This is a genomic window from Bifidobacterium sp. ESL0790 (assembly GCF_029395435.1).
Lineage (GTDB): Bacteria > Actinomycetota > Actinomycetes > Actinomycetales > Bifidobacteriaceae > Bifidobacterium.
The window spans coordinates 988,449-1,006,284 of sequence record NZ_CP113915.1 but is presented as its reverse complement, the minus strand read 5'-3'; the positions used below and the strand labels follow the sequence as shown (position 1 = coordinate 1,006,284).

Below are 17,836 nucleotides of genomic sequence, written 5' to 3'. Positions count from 1 at the left end.
AGATCGCCATTGAATCTCTGACAACCCACGGTACACCAATGCAAACCTGCAACATTACTCGACGAACCCCACCAAAACACTTTGCTTCAAAGCACTGATTTCGGCGCAGTTTCATCCCAGTTTCCTACCGGGAAATTTTCAAAGACGCGTCACTCAACGAATCTATTCGAACATCCCCTCGACTTTGCCCACGCCAAGCACCTTGCCGTCCAATTCGGCTTTGAGTCTGCGATAAGAGGCCATCGGCCCGAGCCCGAGTTGCCGATCGACTGCATAGACGGTGAACTCGTAACGGTGTCTGATCCCTTTCGGCGGCTTCGGCCCGCGGTAACGATGCCAGCCGTACGCCATTCCCTGCACCGCGTCGCCGATTCCAGGCCGCGCTCCCCTGGCGATGCCTGCCGGCAAAGTCTCCGCGACCGGCAGATCCCAAATAATCCAATGCGTCATTTCGCCGAACAACGGATGACTCATGTCGCGCAGCACGATGGCCAGCGACTTGGCTTCATCAGGAATGCCCGAAAACGTAAATTCAGGCGACATATCGCGCCCTCGCCCCGTGAATTCCGTCTTAAACCGGCCATGCTCATCAATCCCGCCGCAAGCAACCCCAATCCGCTCCATCGCGATTCCCTCTTTCTCGAATCCTCAATTATCTTGTAGGCAGTAGATTATCATTTGTCTGGATAATCGAAAAGGATGGGCGCAAAGGTACTTATCGCAAAAGTCACCACTTCAATTGTCTTTTCACCGGGGCAATGATAGAAACCTCTCGTGGCACTCAGCGATTCAGACAAATGGGCCACAGCCGTTAGTCACGAGCCAAATCTTACCGGACACGATCTTCAACTCGCCGCCCAAATTCGTCAATGTTGATGTTACCGGAGATGTATTCATTAGCGTCGGCCATAAATTGTTCATCGACATGTTGACCTGCAAGTTCAGTGGAATAGACGGCCTGATAGACGTCTTCCGCACGTTTCTCAACAGGAGTCATAGCCGGCACCTTTCTTCTTGGACAACAAGCGTCTCAGATGCATTCAGAATATCGCAGCCAAGGTATACAGACGTCATCCAAGCAAATAAATCACATTGTCCAGATTGCGTTAATTCAATTTAGCTCTACTAAACCAGTTGACATAAGAAAACGAAACAGGAATCTCGGCAGAACGCATAAGGTTTCCGCCGAGATTGACGATGTTACTTTGCAATACAAGATTTTATTTAGGGATAAGGCTTTTGCTTCGCATCAATGAGTCAAAACCATGCTGACGGAAATCTGCATCAACATCAGCGGATTTCTCCATTACACTCATCATGTTTTTCCCCTCCCGTACCAGCTTTTTGACTTGGTCCCATGAGTCAGGTAGAGGTACGGGGAGCCCCCAAATGTGTCTCGGCTGCAAATGCTGTTGCACGGAACCGAACTCGTCCAGCTTCATGAGCGACATGGCGGTAGAGGACATCAGGAAGGTCAATAGATAAGCCCTCATATCCTCGTCCGGTACACGAACGCGAATTAAATCGTCACTGATGACATAGTGGTCAGCCAGTTGTTCCGTTGCATAAGTGACGTTTCCGATAGTGCCTGAACGGGTGATAAGAATATCACCCTGCTTGACTTTCAAGGACTGGATGTAAGCCTTCTGTGTTTTAGAGGCATGGGATTCGTCAAGCCATTTTATGGTCATTCTCCGTTGTTCAAGCGCGGCTCGCGCCGTGAGATATGCGGTGTATCCTTTTGTGGAAAGAGGATTTTCGACTACCAGATTTGACGATTTCCACCGTGGCCCCATATATATCTCGATGTTTTTGTCCAATTGGCCTATCGTGGTTACGGACCAGCCTTCAATGTTATCGAACTCATTCACCCTGTCAAGAATTTGATTAAGGCGCGGCGAATAATGCTGGGGATTGATATTCAGGTTCGCGTCAAGCTGGGAACGTTTCGTTGTAAAGCACAGTTCCGATTCGTTGAACTTGCCTTCGTTTTTGAGTTGCAGGTATCTTTCCGCTATCTGACTGAGGTCTTCGTCTAGGTCGGAGGTGGCATGTCCTCTCTCATCCAAGGCGTACACGGGTTCGCCTTTGGAGTCCTTACCGATGCGCCTGGACTGCGCCATGAAAATGGTATAGTCATCAGGGATTCTTTCAACGGATCCGTCTGAACTGATACCGGGCTTCGATAGGAAGAGGATGCATGTTCGCACGCCGGTATCTGGCTGGAAAGTATTCTTGTGCAATGTGACGACCCCATCAAGGCGGCAACGTTCCAGCACCCAACGTCGATACGGGATGTAGGTCTGGTTATCCAACACTCCTTTGGGGAGTACGATTCCGATTCTTCCACCGGGTTTCAGCCAATCAATGCATCGTTCGAGGAACAGAAGCTCAGGTGCCTGCCGTGGCAAAACGTCTTCGTCCTCTCCTGGAAGACGGAATTCAAGTTCACCGTTTTCCCCATGTCTTAAGCCGTGTCCGAAACTGAACTGGCGTAGTATTTCTCGGTCGGTAATCATTGACTCGCGTTTTTGCCCCGAGAACGGCGGATTGGTCACGATGACATTAGGCGTCCCTTTGGGACAGTGGCTCGTAATCCATCCGTCGAACCGATTGTAGCTGTCCAATGAATTACCTTTTGTCATGCCGGTGTTTCCGTCACCAGTCAGAATCATGGCGGTTTTGGCGATTTTTACCAGACGTGGGGAAATCTCCACCAGGAAAACACTGTTCTTTGCTTCACCTATCTGCCGTGAACGTTGCGCCGATGATTCGGTTGTCGCTTCGATGGCGCGGCGTCGCAAATGCCGAAATACTTCTGTCGCAAAGCCGCCTGAACCTCCTGCGGGATCTAACGCTATATCGCCAATCTTCGGATTCAGCATCTGCACCATTGACTTCACCACAAGACGGTTCGTGAAAAATTGTCCTTGCGAGCGTTTGAGTGTGACATGTGTGAACTGCTCGTATGCAGCTCCCATTAGATCCCAGTCATCGGCATCGGCTTCCCCGCTGATGAACGAGTATTCCTGAAGCACACTCACGGCTTCGATCAAGGTGTCATCACCCACTGAAATGGTTTCGGTCGAATCGAAGACCGTCGGGTAGTGGTCGGCATAATCGCGGAACATTTTACGAACTCTAGCGGCGACTATTGCTCTGCCTTCTTGAGAGTCATATTGTTTATTCGTCACCCAGAACTGCGGGTAGGCTTCCTGCGAGGTTTCGGTCTCGTCCTGAATCTTGGCGAGCAGTATCCTAACCATGTCCATCGTCAGGTCGGCATCCGCGTTTTCCATCCCACGACCGTACAGTTTGTTGTGGCAGATCGCAAACAGACGGCGCACGTTCTGCGGCTTTTTAAGCTCTCCGAGTTTCGGGACCCGATCTTCATCCCATGCCTGCCCGAAACGAGGCAGGAACGCCACTTCCTTGAGATTCTGGTTAGCTTTCCCGTTTACTCTTCTGTAATATGCGATCTCATCTCCATTGGTCCATACCCCACCGTTCGCACTGGTATTGAAAAGATATGAAATGAGCTGTGCGTAACCCTCTTTGACGTTGCGTCTCTTACACTCGACAACGAAGTTGATGTTACCCTGGTCTTGTGTGGCGCACGCAGATGACGAGGAATAAACGACTATATCAGCGCGAATAGGATTCCCGTCATCATCTTTACGAAGGCTTGAACCTTGTTGGATGCCGACTTCCCTGCGAATATGATTTTTGGGATAACCATAGTCATCAATCAAGGTCGAGATGAACTGCTGTCGCACACGCTCCTCGGGCGTATTGCTCAAGGATTTTCCGCTTAACACATCGAGGATGTTCCCAGCCCCGTCAAACCTAATGCCATAATCTTCAACAGACAATGAACGCCTCCTAAATTCAAAACGAGAATGGCAACCGGGACTGTTCCTGTTGCCTTTGTCTAATTATATTAAAATAGCCGATTATATTCGTTCGATTCTATTGTCGAGTCTGATATTGAACGACATGCCCCGCTCGCGGACAACTGCCTTCAAAAGACAGTAATCACACCAGTCATGCTCAAACCCAACGGTTTGAGTACTTTGTTCATCTCATGTTTCAACTGTAGGTCAAGCCTCATCGTAGTCGTGGGCGTATCAGCCATAGGATACCTCCAATATCAGGTTGCATAAAAGTACATTGTAATTCGCCCTTGGCCTACAGCTATGTGTTCCGAGTTCTATTTAGAACTCGGAACACATAGGAACGCATTGAAAATAGTACTAAACAACACGCATAGCGAATAAGGAGAATCAGGGCTTACCATCTAAGACATTTCGAAAAGACCTAAATTGATAATATAATTGAAAATAAATTGAATGGAGATTATCTATGAGGAGCTCTCGAACATACGACGGAGGTTCAAAGGAACGAACCTTCTATGCAAAACTCGATAATATCAGTAGCAACAAGTCCGGCTATACTATTACTTTTTCCGCAATTAATGCCCTTTCAAAAGGATTCTGGCAGGATGAGAACCATGAACCGCAATCAGCATTCGCGATTCATAAATCAAATGATCCACATATAGTTTTGGACGACATTTCTCTGGGAATCGATGAAATTGAATCTAACGTTGGTGAATATTGGGAATCGATTTTCAATCCAGAGGAAGATAGTCCTGTCTTCGGATCTGAAAATGACCCTTTTAAAAGATTCAGCACTTGCAGCATTTCAATTTTTTTCAGCAAAGACCATTTACCACAATATTTCCTTAATGACGATAATCGTTATAGGAAATGGTATCTTATTAAACTGGGTCAGACGCTTCAGGGTAATCAAGAAATAAATCAACCCGGAACAGCTACATCCGTTTGGCAATATCCCTGCAGCCCTATTAACAGTTATCTGTTATACGCTAATTATCAAGGACAGAATACAAGAGAATTATATACAATTAAATCTTTTGATATCAATAGCCAAATGGATAAAACATTAGAGGCAGTATGCGGCACAAAAAACTGGAAAATAAGTTCGGTAAGTGAAATTAAAAAAGAAATAAGTACCTCACTGGATACAGAAAAATTCGAACAACTTATTTGTTTTAATGTAGGCCAGGGGACTTGTATCGGTCTAGCAGACAAAGATGGCAAAGTCTTGATGTATAGCGACTTTGGCTGTGGAATTATACCGAACGCAAAGACCACGCCAAAAAAATTGCGATATTGCACAGATGAACACCCAATTGTAATTCTTTCCCACTGGCATCGAGACCATTGGCAAGGAGCATATCGTTTGGCTGGAAGAGCGATATGTGAAAGCACATGGATATTACCTCCTGTTCCTAACAGTCTGGACTTCGGGAAAAGTCAGTTAGTGGCTTTACTCGGCAGCCAAAAACAAGGGCGAGTATTTTTATTGGCTCCACGTACATCCCTAAGTGCATCTATTGGAATCAATCAACAACCTATCCCGAATCTGCCCAACAGAACGCAAAAACTTCATATCGAACCATGCAACGGATCCCTCTCCGGTAATCCGAACGAATGTGGAATAGCCTTGCTCATAGAAGACGTTGAATCCCAAACATCCAAGCAGTGGATTCTTCCAGGAGATGCATCATACACTAGTTTTATCAACCCTTTGCCAAATAGCCAAGTCACCGCTGTCGTCGCCGCTCATCATGGTGGAATAATCAATCCAGGACAATACCCACAAAGGCCAACCACTGTTAATCAAACATCTTACGCACGGCTTCTGTTCTCATTTGGAGGTGACAACAGTTACGGAATTCCAAAAGATAAGGATCAAAACGGGAATACATCAAGACAAAATTACCAAGCTGCAGGATGGAAATTCGTAAGCGGCTGGCCGGCTGTCATTCCGTCTGCGTCCAAAACTGGTACAGATGTACTATCAACCGCTGAATACCATACACGAAATAAACCACATCGCCCATCAGAAAATCCTTTAGTTCATATCGCAGCATCTTGGGACAACGGAATCAAACCCTCTGATACTCATCTGCGGACCTGCTTTAAGGGGCTAAAATATAAAATCCTGAGATAACTAAAGATAGACACATATATTAAACAGTATAGTTAGAAGCAAACCTTAGACTCTACTTTTTATCGAACCGATTCTAGGGATATCAACAAAATATGTGTCTGACCAGTTGCTGGTATTCCCCGCCTATCTGTCCGCATGCCTTATTTTATGCGCCGAGTTTTACTTCTCTGCTTCCGACAGCTTGATGAGTGGCTTGCGGTTGCCTTTGACCGCGAAGGGGAGGGTGTTGGCCTGGTTGTAGATGTTTTGAACGAGTTGATTGATTTGATCCGCATGGCCGGTCGAAGACAGGAACTGGGAGACGGCCTGGTCGTAGTGGTTTTTGTTGTCGGTATTCAGTTGCTTCCAATTGATGTTTTTGAAATGCTCCAACAGCGATCGGGAATCCGGCGGAAGACTGATCCTTCCCTGCTCGATGAGCACCGCGATGATGGGGTAACCGGCATAATGCTGCCAGTACGTCGCGTTGTCGTTGGAGGTATACAATCCGTCGGAGATCGTAACCGTATAGCGTTTCGTATGAGCTGATGAAGTCACGATGGCTTTTGAGTCCGCGCCGCACAATTCCACACGACCATCCGCCACCGCGCTCAACGCCTCATATATTTTCGCGATCGGGGTTGGCTTTCTGAGAATATCAGACATATGAGAATCTCCTTTCGATACGTCATCGGCAAGGGCCTAGCTTCCCGAACCGGCCGAAGCCGAATTACGGCAACGTGTCTGAATCGTATAGGAAAAAATAAAAACAGATGAAAATAAAGCAAATAAAACGCTGGAACCGCAACGTTCTAAGTCGGGATGACAGGATTTGAACCTGCGACATCCTGCTCCCAAAGCAGGCGCGCTACCAAGCTGCGCTACATCCCGATGCGCTCCACACGCTTCGCAAACGGCACATAATATGACGCTACGCGGCGTTAGAACACAGTTTTCCAGTATAACCCATAATGTGCCAACGACTCGCTAGAATGACAGCGGCGAGACTAACGCGTTTGCTACAGCCGAACAGCATGCGCAAGCATCGACCACGACCGAACAGATTGAGCAACACCGGCCACGGGCGAGCAGCGTAAACCGTGTATCGACCAAGGGCAATCATAGTCAGCTAAAAGGCCACGACCACAAACCAATCACGAACAACTAACCAACAACCAATCACCAGCCAACACCAACGCACCACAAGGAGCCGGACGCACATGGGACTGCACCAACGCACGGAGACATCGGGACTGCTCTCCTTCATCATCTGCGCGGCCATCGGCGCGGGCGCGATGCAGGCGTGCGTCTCGCTGCTTCCCGCCGGCCTCATGCTCAGCCGCCGCCTCTTCGTGGCCTGCTCGATCATCATCGCGTCGTGCGGCACGGTCTCGTTCATCATCGGCTACGCGCACCGCTCCAACTCGCTGAACCCGCGCAACCGCTGGTTCGCCATCCTGCGCCGCGTCTTCGAGATTCTCGCATTGGCCACGGTCTACGCCTCCACCCTCTTCCTGACGGCCTTCGCGGCGCTGAGCTTCGTCAACAACCTCATGGGTGCGATGTTCCGCGACTACCTCGTGGCCGTGTGCGCGGGCGCGTCGGGCGTCGCCGGCTACCTCACCTTCGTGCAGGCCGAGCTGATGGACGCCAAAACGCTCGCCAGCCTCCTCCCCTTCTTCGTGGTCTCGGGCGTCAGCGTCGCGGGCCTGACCACCGACGACCCGAACTGGTTCAACAACAACTTCTCCCAGCTCGGCGACCGCACCACCTTCGCCGCGCGCATGTTCGACTCCACGCTCATCCTGGCGGGCATCTGCATCGTCATCGTCAGCTACTTCGCGGTCTCCGAGCTCGTCACCACCTACCGCCAGCGCCAGGTATGGCACCAAAGCCAGGGCCCGCTGCAATCCAGCAAAATCAAGCACTACAAGGCGCGTCTGATCTGCCTTTCGGCCATGCTCACCTTCTCCGGCGCGGCGTTCGTGGGCGTGGGCACGTTCCGCTATACGCCCCACCCGAAGCTCCACAACTTCTCGGCGCACAGCCTGGTGGTGGTGATGGGCCTGTTGCTCATCCTGCTGCCGTGGCTCGCCCCGCAGCTCTCGCTGGCCATCTACGCGGCCGGCTACCTTGGCATCGCGGTCTGCGGGGTCGTGCTGGTGCAATGGCTCAACGGCACGAACACCATGACCAACGTGGAGGCGTTGGCCGGGCTCGTGTTCCTGGGCTGGTTCATCATGTTCTCGCGCCAGATCGCGGCCATCGAGGCGGACCGTGTGATCGCCCAGGTGCTGCACCAGAATGGCGTTATTTCGGGCGAGAAGTCGGGTACGGATATGGGTATGGATACAGATACGGTCAGTAAAGCGGATACCGACAAGACAGGCAAGGGCAACAAGCCGAACAACCATCCCGTCGAGGAGATTCCCGACACCATCGAGATTCGTCATCGTCTGCATTCGCGCATCGCGTCAACGTTGTAAAAGCACGGCTATGGCACGAACGATAACGTTGGATTTATCGTTCGTCGTCAGCTTGGTTTTCGACATTCGTTTCGTCGTTCGACGTCGTCTTTTCATTATTTATTGACGCCGATTATATTATCGATTACCTCGCACGCATGACTTATTGCGAGCGCCGACACGACTTGCGATTGCGCCGAAACCCACCAACCCTTATCACTTGCTTTGCAGGTATCTACTTACTTCCCGAGCTCGCTCTTGAGGCGGCGCAGTTCCTCGGACTCGATGGCGACGACGGAATTGGCGCCTTTGAGCCCGACGCCCTTCAGCTCGTCCCAAGTGACCCACGCGGACTGCACGTGCTCATCGCGGTCGAAGTGCCTCGCCCCTTGCGTGAAACCATCCAGGTCCACACCGAGCACATGCGACAGCTCGTCGGTCATACCCTCGGACGAGTATGTATTGGCGATGTTCCTGATACGAATCGAATCCTCGCCGTCAGGCACGACGCCGGTCTCCTCGCGCAGCTCGCGCAACGCGGCGGTTTTCACCGATTCGCCGTCATCAATCAGCCCAGCCGGCAAGCCGTATGCGAACCCGTTGGGCCCCACGCGGTACTCGCGCTCGACCAGGTAACGGTCACGTTTGACGTCGCGCACCAGCATGACCACCGCGCCCGGATGACGCACGATCTGCCGATGAATGCAAATGGCTCCCCCGTCGCGCTTCTTGAGCTCCACCACCATGTCGTCCACATGGAAGATGGCGCCGCGGTATTTGGTCTCGCTGCTGACGATGCTGGCCGGAGCCTCCATGTCGATGTCGTCCGGCGACTCGTCCAGCCGTTGGTTGACCTCACGCTGCAGTTGGGCCACTTCAGAAGAAGAATCCGCCGTCATCATCACATCACTTTCAGAGGTCTTGTCACCGTTCGCTTTGCCATCATTCATTTCGCCATCGGTCACTTCAGGCTCGCTCATCGCATCGTCTCGATTCCACATTCGTATCGGCACACATTTCAGTCACCGCTTATCCGACTATATTCTTTTATTTCGAAGTCAGCGTAATAAAGCTAAATTCATCACCGAACGAAACGCGGAGCTCAAGCCATTCGCGGAAAAATGTCACCGACTATCCCCGAGCCCCAAAACCATCTGCCACGGGTCGGTACTTTCCTTGAGCCACAAGGTCTCCGGACGATAGCCGGACTTCTCAGCGACCGCGCCGGCGATGTCGTCAAGGGCATAGTTGAACCACATCGATTCGATGGCCGAATGCGGGGTGTTGATCAGCGCCGGGCGCATGGTCGAGGGCGACACAGCATTCACGTCATCGGCACTTGCACTAGTAGCATCGTTATCCATGCCAATGCCGTCCCGGCGCAGCGAGGCCTCATACCGCGCCTGTTCCAGCGCGTCGGTGGCTGGGTGATGACGCAGATCGCTGGTGACATACACATCCGCCCCACAAGCCCGAACGTCGTCGAAATTCGAATCCCCGGAACCCGGCAGCACCGCGATCTTGCGCACCAAGGCGTCGAGGTCGCCGGCCACTTGAATCCCGTATGTGGTCGAGGGCACGAACCTGGCGACGGTCGAGGCGAAATCACGCAGGCGCAATGGCTGCGCCAACTCCCCCACACGCCCGAGCCCGACGGCCTGGCCATGCTGGGTGACGCCGGAGTCGACGAGCGGACGCTGGTTGGTCAGCCCAAACGCATCAGCAGCGGCCTGCGCGACGCCACGATAGGCCACGTCGGCGTTAGTGTGCCCCACCCACAGCGCGCAGTGCGCCCGGTAGAGCTTGCCGACGATCGCACCGTGCACGCCGTTGCCGGAGACCTCGTGCACCGAGCGGAAAAGCAACGGGTGATGGCAGATCAGCAGGTCGGCCCGCGCGGCCAGAGCCCGGTCGATGGTGGCCATGGTAGGGTCGGCGGCGAAGACGATACGGCCGACATGGTCGCGCAAATCACCCACGATGAGGCCGGGATGGTCCCAATCCTCCGCGTATTCCAGCGGATACAATGTCTCCAACACCCCGACGACCCGCGCCAGACTCGGCTTCTCCTGTTCCGTCATCGTCCATTCCTCCCAATCCTCGTTACCGTACTCCACTATCAACGTTGATAACTCAACGCCCCGCGCGAAACCCCATCAGTGCGCGGCGGACTGCCAGTCGTCGCCGATGCCGATGGAGACGTCCAGCGGCACCTTGAGGTCGACGGCGTGCTCCATGGCGTCGCGCACGAGCTTGCTGACCTGCTCGCTCTCCCCCGGCGCGACCTCGAGCACAAGTTCGTCGTGAATCTGCAGGATGACCCGACTTTTCACCCCGGCCTCGCGCAGGGCGTGGTCGGCACGGATCATCGCGATCTTCATGATGTCGGCGGCGGAGCCCTGGATTGGCGCGTTCAACGCCCCGCGCTCGGCGGCGTCACGGATCACACGCCTGTTGGAACGCAGCCCCGGGAAATAGCGACGGCGACCGAACATCGTCTCGGTGTAGCCCTTCTCGCGGGCGGTGGCCACCAGCGACTCCAGGTAATCGTGCACCTTGCCGAACGTGGCGAAATACTTGGCCTTGAGCACGTCGGCGGCGGCCGGACTGATCTTGAGCTGCTGCGAGAGGCCGTAGGTGCTCAGCCCGTAGGCCAGCCCGTAGCTCATCGCCTTGACGTGGCTGCGCTGGTCGGGGGTGATTTCGTCGACGGGGATGCCGTAGACGAGGCTGGCGACGTAGCGATGGAAGTCGGCGCCGGACTTGAACGCCTCGATCAGCGACTCGTCGCCGGAGAGGTCGGCCATGATGCGCAGCTCGACCTGCGAGTAATCGCAGCTGAGCAGCGACTCGTAGCCCTCGCCCGGCACGAACGCGGAGCGGATCTCGCGACCGGTGGCGTTGCGGTTGGGGATGTTCTGCAGGTTCGGGTCCACCGAGCTCAGACGTCCGGTGGCGGCCACGGTCTGCTCGAAGGTGGTGTGGATGCGCCCGTCGCGCGGGTTGACCGAGTCCGAAAGCGTCTGCACGATCTGCTTGAGCTTGTTGGTCTCGCGGTGCCGCAGCAGCGCGCCGAGGAAGTTGCTGGCCTTCTCGTCGTTGGCGTATCGCACATAGAGGTTCTGCAACGTGGCGGCGTTGGTGGTGTAGGAGCCGGATTTCGTGCGGCGGGAGGGCTTGAGTCCCATCTCGTCGAAGAGCAGTTCGCGCAACTGCTTGGGGCTTTGCAGGTTGAGCTCGTGACCGGCGGCCTCGAAAGCGATGGACTGGGCCTGCTCGGCCTCGGCGGCGAACTCCTCGAGCAGCTCGTGCAGCCTCGCCATGTCGACCCTCGCGCCGGCGCCCTCCAGCCCGTAGAGGACCTGCGAGACAGGAATCTCGATGGAACGCAGCAGGCCGAACTGGCGGCGTTCGTCGATCGGTTTCTTGAGCGTGTCCGCAAGCGCGCGCACGATGGCGACATGGGTGGCGTAGGTCTTCTCGTCGGTCTTGTCGATTTCGGTTTGTGCGGCCCCGCCGTCCAGATCGAGCTCGCCTTGCGCCTCCAGCCCCAGGTCGGCGACGTCGACGCGCAGGAAATGCTCGGCGGCCTTCTCCAGGTTCTCGGCGTGGAAATCAGGATGGACCAGATAGCCGGCGAGTTTGGTGTCGAAGAGCGGCCGACGCATCCGAAGCCCCGCGGCAGCGAGGATATGCAGGTGCTCCTTGTACCCGTTGACGACCATCGTCGAATGGAACCTGTCAAGCAGATTCTGAATCTCATCGCGTATCGCCTGCAAGCTGCCATCCGCATCGGCGGGTTTCAGCAGCTCCCCGGAGACGCCACGGGTGAAGTTGAGCGGAGCGGCGGGCAGCATCGCGGCCTCGTCGCCCGAAAGGATGGTGACGGCCTCGAGGCTCGACCTTCCCGGTTTGGCGACGCCTTCGGCGTTGAGGATCCAAGACTTGGTGACGGCCTTGGCGCAGAGCATGTCTCGGTCGATGAGCTCGGGGCCGGCGGGCCCGTCGATGAAGGCCTGCTCGTCAAGCTTGTCGACGTGCTCGCTGGCGTTGTCTGCGGTCGGCTCGGCGGTGAAATTCGCGGCGATATGCTGCTCGATCCAGGCGTGCAGCGCCTTCGCGTCGGCGATATGTGTCACCTTGGGCTCGACCAGGGTGACCTCGTCATCCTCGTCGTCCGTATCCCGCTCGGAGGATTCGGCGGGATCGACTCCCCCATTGAACGCCTTGGTGATGCGCCTCTTGGAGCGCGCGCCGAACTCGAGCTTCCTGAAGATCTTGTCGACCTCGGCCATGTCCATGCCGCCGAGCGTGAAGTCGTCGATGGTGGCCCCGAGGTCGAGGTCGCGCAGCACGGCGTTGACCTTCCGGTTGAGCTTGACCTGGTCGATGTTGTCGCGCAGGGATTGCCCCTTCTTGCCACCGATCTCGTCGGCGTGCTCGATGACGCCTTCCAGGCCGCCGTACTGGTTGATCCATTTGGCCGCGTAGCCGTCGCCCACACCGGGCACGCCGGGAATGTTGTCGGCGGTCTCGCCGCGCATGGCCGCCAGGTCCGGGTATTGCTGCGGGGTGACATGGTATTTGTCGATGACCGCTTGCGGGGTCATGTGCTTCAAGTCCTTGAAATGGTGGCCCGGGTAGAGCACGGTGATGTCGTCGTCGATGAGCTGGAAGGCGTCGCGGTCGCCGGAGAGCACGAGCGTCTTGTAGTCGGCGTGCTCGCCCATGCTGGCCATGGTGCCGATGATGTCGTCGCCCTCGTAGCCCTTCTTCTCCACGTATTTGACGCCCAGCGCCTTCAGCATCTCCTGGATGATGGGCAGCTGCGAGAGCAATTCCTCGGGAGCGGCGTCGCGGGTGCCCTTGTATTGCGGCAGCATCTTGTTGCGGAACGTGCCGCCGGCCATGTCGAAGGCGACGGCCAAATGGTCGGGCTTCTCGCTCTCAAGCACCTGGGCGAGCATGTTGGCGAAGCCCCACACCGCGTTGGTCGGCTGGCCCGACGAGGTGGAGAAGTTCTCCACGGGCAGCGCGAAGAAGGCGCGGAAGGCCAGCGAATGGCCGTCCACCACCAGGAGCGTGCCCTTCGAGCCCTTGCTCGCCTTCGCGCCGCTAGGTTCCTGAGATTCCTTGGAATCCTTGGCGTTCGCGGCATTCACGGCCGTTGTGGCCTCGTTGTTGTCCTGGGTAGTCTTGTCGCCTTCGTCGCCGTTCACAGCTTGCTTGTCGCCCATATTCACACCGTTTCGTCTCGTATCACTTCGCGCGTTGCCCGCGCACTTGCCACTCTACCGTCCGCTTTACCCATACACCCCGTGCCACGGGTTCGTTTGGTCATATTGCTCACGCCCATGCCCACCCGGATGGTTCGACATACTGGAATGGCGCTGAATACAAATCTCGCCCGCCGATTCCCCGAAAGAGGATTCGACGGGCGAAACTCATCTAAGCCTGATAAAAGCTTGCTCAGCGCTCGGTCGGCTCCGGCTTCTTGTCGCCGTACTTGGCGATGATCGCCATGGCGAGGCGCTTCTTGGGGATGCGCTGGTCCATGGAGGTCTTCTGAATCCAGCGGAACGCGCCCTGCTCGGAGAAGTCGGCCTTGTCCATCAACAGGCCCTTGGCGCGGTCGACGAGCTTGCGCTCCTCGAGCGAGCCCTCGGCCTTCTTGAGCTTCTCCTCAAGTTCCTTGACCTGGGCCTCGGACTTCTTGAGCTTGTTCTCGCCGGTCTCCACCGAATCAAGCAGGTCGTTGATCTCGGCGAAGCGGCCCATGGCCACCTCGAGGGCGGGCAGGAGCTTGGACTCCTCGTAGGGCTTGGTGACGTAGGCCATCGCGCCCGCGCCCGTGGCCTGCTTGACCAGGTCGGTCTGCGAGTAGGCCGTGAGCATGACCACGGGGGCGATGTTCTCGTCGCAGATCGTGCCGGCGGCGGTGATGCCGTCCATGCGGGGCATCTTCACATCCATGCACACCACGTCGGGGCGGAACTTGCGCGTGAGCTCGACCGCCTCCTCGCCGTTCGCAGCCTCGCCGACGACCTCGTAGCCGTTGTCCTCGAGCATGGCCACCAGGTCCATGCGGTTGACGGACTCGTCCTCCGCCACCACCACAGTGGGCTTGCGGGGCTTGCCGTCCTCTTCTTTCACGACCTGCTCGACGTTCTTGGCGACGTCCGCCCCATCACTCTGGGCGGCGGCCTTCAATTCCTCATCTGTAAGAATCTGATCCATAACCATTTCCGTTTCCACTTTGATACTTGTTACCAACATCCTAACCCCATAATGGCAGGAAAATATGGGAACAAGCTGAATGCCACAAAACTCCCAAGACGGGAAGCGGGCTGTGTGCCCTTGGTGGGACTCGAACCCACACTGCACAGATTTTGAGGCTGTTTCCTCTACCAATTGGGATACAAGGGCTTGCATCGGCCGCGGAAGCGCCCGCGACAGTTAGCAAAGATAGCATAATCGAGGGACGAGGCAACCAGACACCAAGGCTTTGCGTGTTGTGACGCAACCGCCGCGCCAAACGGAGCGCTACGCCCCTCCCAGTCGCCGAAATCGCGCGACCAAACCCCAAAAACCCAAAAAGAATCGTCGCGCCGCCAGGTTTTCAACGCCCGGCGGCGCGACGATCATCAGTACTCAGCGAAGCGCTCAGTCGTTGTCGCAGGCGCCGACGGTGTGCACGTAGACCGAGTCGGTGCGACCGGCTTTGTGCTCGCCCTGGGCGGAGCTCAGCACGACGATCTTGTCGCCGTTGACGACCTTGCCGGCCTTGCGCAGCAGGTTGTCGGTGAAGATCATCAGCTGGTGGCGGTTCTTCTCGTGGTAGTCCTCGCTCACGCAGAAGGCCTCGGTGCCCCAGCTCAGAGCCAGCCAGTGATAGGTGTGCTCGTTGTTGGTGATGCCGTAGATCGGGGCGGCCGGACGCTCACGGGAGACGCGGTGCACGGTGGAACCGGTCTGGGTGTAGGCCACGATGGCCTTCGCGTTGATCTTGTCGGCCAGGTCGACGGCGGCCGAGGAGACGGCGCCGGTGCTCGACATGTCGAGGTTGGAGATCGACGGGATGCGGTCGAAACCGTGCTCGGTGGCATAGCCGGAGATGCGGGCCATGGTATTGACCGTCTCGGCGGGATACTTGCCGACAGCGGTCTCGTTGGAGGTCATGGTGGCGTCGGCGCCGTCAAGCACGGCGTTGGCGCAATCGGAGGCCTCGGCGCGCGACGGAATCGGCGAGTTGACCATGGAGCCCAGGACCTCAGTGGCCACGATGACGGGCTTGGCGTACTCGCGGGCGAGCTCGATGCAGCGCTTGGTGACCAGCGGCACCTCCTCGAACGGCATCTCGACAGCCATATCGCCACGGGCGACCATGATGCCATCGAAGGCCTTCACGATCTCCTCGAGGTTCTCGACGGCCTGCGGCTTCTCGATCTTGGCGACCACCGGGATGCGGCGGCCCTCCTCGTCCATGATCTCATGGGCGCGGTCGATGTCGGTGGCGAAGCGGACGAACGACATCGCGATGATGTCGGCGCCGGTCTGGATGGCCCAACGCAAGTCGGCCTCGTCCTTCTCGGTCAGCGCGGGCAGGCTCACGGCGACGCCGGGCAGGTTGATGCCCTTGTGGCTGGAGACCGGGCCGGCGACGACGACCTTGGTGTGCACGTTGTTGCCTTCGACCTTGGTGACCTCGAGACGGACCTTGCCATCATCGATCAGAATCGGGTCGCCGGGATGGCAATCGCCGGGAAGTCCCTTGAAGGTGGTGGAGGTGATGTGCTCGTCGCCCTCGATGTCGTCGGTGGTGATGACAAACTCCTGGCCGGCCTTGAGCTGCACCTTGTCCTCGCCATCGGCGTTCTTCTTGAACCAGCCGCAGCGAATCTTCGGGCCCTGCAGATCGACGAGGGCGGCGACGTTGCGGCCCGTGGTCTTGGAGGCCTCGCGGACGTTGTTATAAACCTTGAGATGATCATCGGTGGTGCCGTGCGAGCGATTGAGGCGCGCGACATCCATGCCGTTCTTCACCAGTTCGGTCAGGTTTTCCAGCGATTCGCTCGCCGGCCCGATGGTGTCTACGATCTTTGCTTTCCTCATGAATACCTGCCTATTCCATTGATGACATATTTGACTACGGGAACGAACCCGCAACACCTATACAGTCTACTAGCATCCATCACCGTCGTCAGGAGGAACGCGCGTTTTTATGTTAACGCTAACATTCCCGATGATGCCGCAATATCACTTGGCCTTGGCTGCATCCGAGCGCATTTTGAGGACGCTGGCGAGCGCGGCGGTGCCGATGGCCACGATGATGACCGCCAGCGAGACCCACGTGGGAATCTCAGGCACCTGATGAATCGGCTGGCCGTGGTTGATGAAGGGCAGCGAGTTGCCATGCAGCGCCTCCATCACGAGCTTCACGCCGATGAAGCCGAGCACCACCGCCAGGCCATAGGGCAGGTACTCGAGCTTGTCGAGCAGGGCGCCAAGCAGAAAGTAGAGCTGCTGGAGGCCAAGCAGGGCGAAGACGTTGGAGGTGAAGACGATGAACGGGTCCTTCGTCAGGCCGAAGATGGCCGGGATGGAATCAAAGGCGAACATCACGTCGGTGGTGCCGATCGTGAGGAAGACGATGAGCATGGGTGTGAAGAACTTCTTGCCGTCGATCGTGGTGCGCAGCTTCTCGCCGTCGTAGTGGTCCGTGATTTTTACCACTTTGCGCAGTGCGCGAATGATGGCGTTCTCATGGTATTCCTCGTCGTCATCATCTCCGGCCACCAATTTCACGGCCGTGTAGATGAGGAAGGCGCCGAAGATGAAGAAGACCCAGGTGAAACGCTGGATGACCGCCGCGCCGACCAGGATGAAGAGGCCGCGAAGGATGAGCGCGATGGTGATGCCGACGCTCAGCACGTATTTCTGCAGCTTGCGGGGCACGGCGAAGTTGGTCATGATGATGACGAAGACGAACAGGTTGTCGATGCTCAGCGAATATTCGGTGAGCCAGCCGGAATAGAACTCGAGGGCCGGCTGCGAGCCGGACACCCACCATACCAAGCCGCCGAAAATCAGGGCCGCGACGACGAAGAAGGCGATGTGCTGCACGCATTCCTTGGTGCTGGGCACATGTGGCTTACGCCCGATGACGAAGAGGTCGACGATGAAGAAAATCGCGAGCACCACATAGGTGGCGATCATGAACGCAAGGGGTGTTTCGGCCATATCACCACCCTACGGGGTGCCGGTGACCTGAAACGATGAAAGTTCGTTATCGGACAAGATCTCGAGGTTGACCGTTGAGAAGGATTGGACAGACCGCACTGGACGCGCCGACT

General features: G+C 56.2%; 12 protein-coding genes and 2 tRNA genes. 2 read left to right on the top strand and 12 right to left on the bottom strand.

What is annotated here, in order from left to right; translation table 11 throughout:
* Positions 1–162: 162 nt before the first annotated feature.
* The 3 genes from OZY47_RS03645 to OZY47_RS03635 all read right to left on the bottom strand — a co-directional run bounded on the left by OZY47_RS03645 (position 163) and on the right by OZY47_RS03635 (position 3,872).
* Positions 163–624 (bottom strand): YbhB/YbcL family Raf kinase inhibitor-like protein, encoded by a 462-nt coding sequence (locus tag OZY47_RS03645; RefSeq protein WP_277178839.1) that lies wholly within the window; start codon positions 622–624, stop codon positions 163–165.
* Between the two features lie 205 nt (positions 625–829).
* Positions 830–997, bottom strand: coding sequence for an antitoxin VbhA family protein (locus OZY47_RS03640; RefSeq protein ID WP_277178837.1), 168 nt, complete (start codon positions 995–997; stop codon positions 830–832).
* Between the two features lie 223 nt (positions 998–1,220).
* Complete coding sequence (locus OZY47_RS03635) at positions 1,221–3,872, bottom strand: N-6 DNA methylase (RefSeq protein WP_277178835.1); 2,652 nt, start codon at positions 3,870–3,872, stop codon at positions 1,221–1,223.
* Positions 3,873–4,362: 490 nt separating this feature from the next.
* Here OZY47_RS03635 and OZY47_RS03630 point away from each other — a divergent pair, with 490 nt between their 5' ends.
* A complete protein-coding gene (locus OZY47_RS03630) occupies positions 4,363–6,039 on the top strand; it encodes a hypothetical protein (protein ID WP_277178833.1) in 1,677 nt (558 codons plus the stop codon).
* 159 nt (positions 6,040–6,198) lie between these two features.
* Here the strand turns inward: OZY47_RS03630 and OZY47_RS03625 are convergent, their stop codons facing one another.
* The gene (locus tag OZY47_RS03625) at positions 6,199–6,684 is read right to left on the bottom strand and encodes a hypothetical protein (RefSeq protein ID WP_277178831.1); all 486 of its coding nucleotides are present in this window, start codon (positions 6,682–6,684) and stop codon (positions 6,199–6,201) included.
* A gap of 151 nt (positions 6,685–6,835) precedes the next feature.
* Positions 6,836–6,909 (bottom strand) — tRNA-Pro (locus tag OZY47_RS03620).
* A 329-nt stretch (positions 6,910–7,238) separates the two neighbouring features.
* Between OZY47_RS03620 and OZY47_RS03615 the strand changes: the two genes are divergently transcribed.
* Positions 7,239–8,504: an ABC transporter permease gene (locus tag OZY47_RS03615; RefSeq protein ID WP_277178829.1), complete on the top strand. Its 1,266-nt coding sequence runs from the start codon at positions 7,239–7,241 to the stop codon at positions 8,502–8,504.
* Positions 8,505–8,722: 218 nt separating this feature from the next.
* Here OZY47_RS03615 and OZY47_RS03610 read toward each other — a convergent pair whose 3' ends face one another.
* The 7 genes from OZY47_RS03610 to OZY47_RS03580 form a co-directional block, all read right to left on the bottom strand.
* Entirely contained in the window at positions 8,723–9,382 is a 660-nt protein-coding gene (locus OZY47_RS03610) for an NUDIX hydrolase (protein WP_277179129.1), read from the bottom strand.
* A 225-nt stretch (positions 9,383–9,607) separates the two neighbouring features.
* Positions 9,608–10,564, bottom strand: coding sequence for a Nif3-like dinuclear metal center hexameric protein (locus OZY47_RS03605; RefSeq protein WP_277178827.1), 957 nt, complete (start codon positions 10,562–10,564; stop codon positions 9,608–9,610).
* A 75-nt stretch (positions 10,565–10,639) separates the two neighbouring features.
* Positions 10,640–13,720 (bottom strand): DNA polymerase I, encoded by a 3,081-nt coding sequence (gene polA, locus OZY47_RS03600; protein ID WP_277178826.1) that lies wholly within the window; start codon positions 13,718–13,720, stop codon positions 10,640–10,642.
* A gap of 232 nt (positions 13,721–13,952) precedes the next feature.
* Positions 13,953–14,726, bottom strand: a complete 774-nt coding sequence (locus OZY47_RS03595) for a response regulator (RefSeq protein ID WP_277178824.1) — start codon at positions 14,724–14,726, stop codon at positions 13,953–13,955.
* Between the two features lie 109 nt (positions 14,727–14,835).
* Positions 14,836–14,909: transfer RNA gene (locus OZY47_RS03590), tRNA-Leu, on the bottom strand.
* Between the two features lie 237 nt (positions 14,910–15,146).
* Entirely contained in the window at positions 15,147–16,595 is a 1,449-nt protein-coding gene (pyk, locus tag OZY47_RS03585) for a pyruvate kinase (RefSeq protein WP_277178822.1), read from the bottom strand.
* A gap of 144 nt (positions 16,596–16,739) precedes the next feature.
* Positions 16,740–17,723 (bottom strand): TerC family protein, encoded by a 984-nt coding sequence (locus tag OZY47_RS03580; RefSeq protein WP_277178819.1) that lies wholly within the window; start codon positions 17,721–17,723, stop codon positions 16,740–16,742.
* Positions 17,724–17,836: the final 113 nt, after the last annotated feature.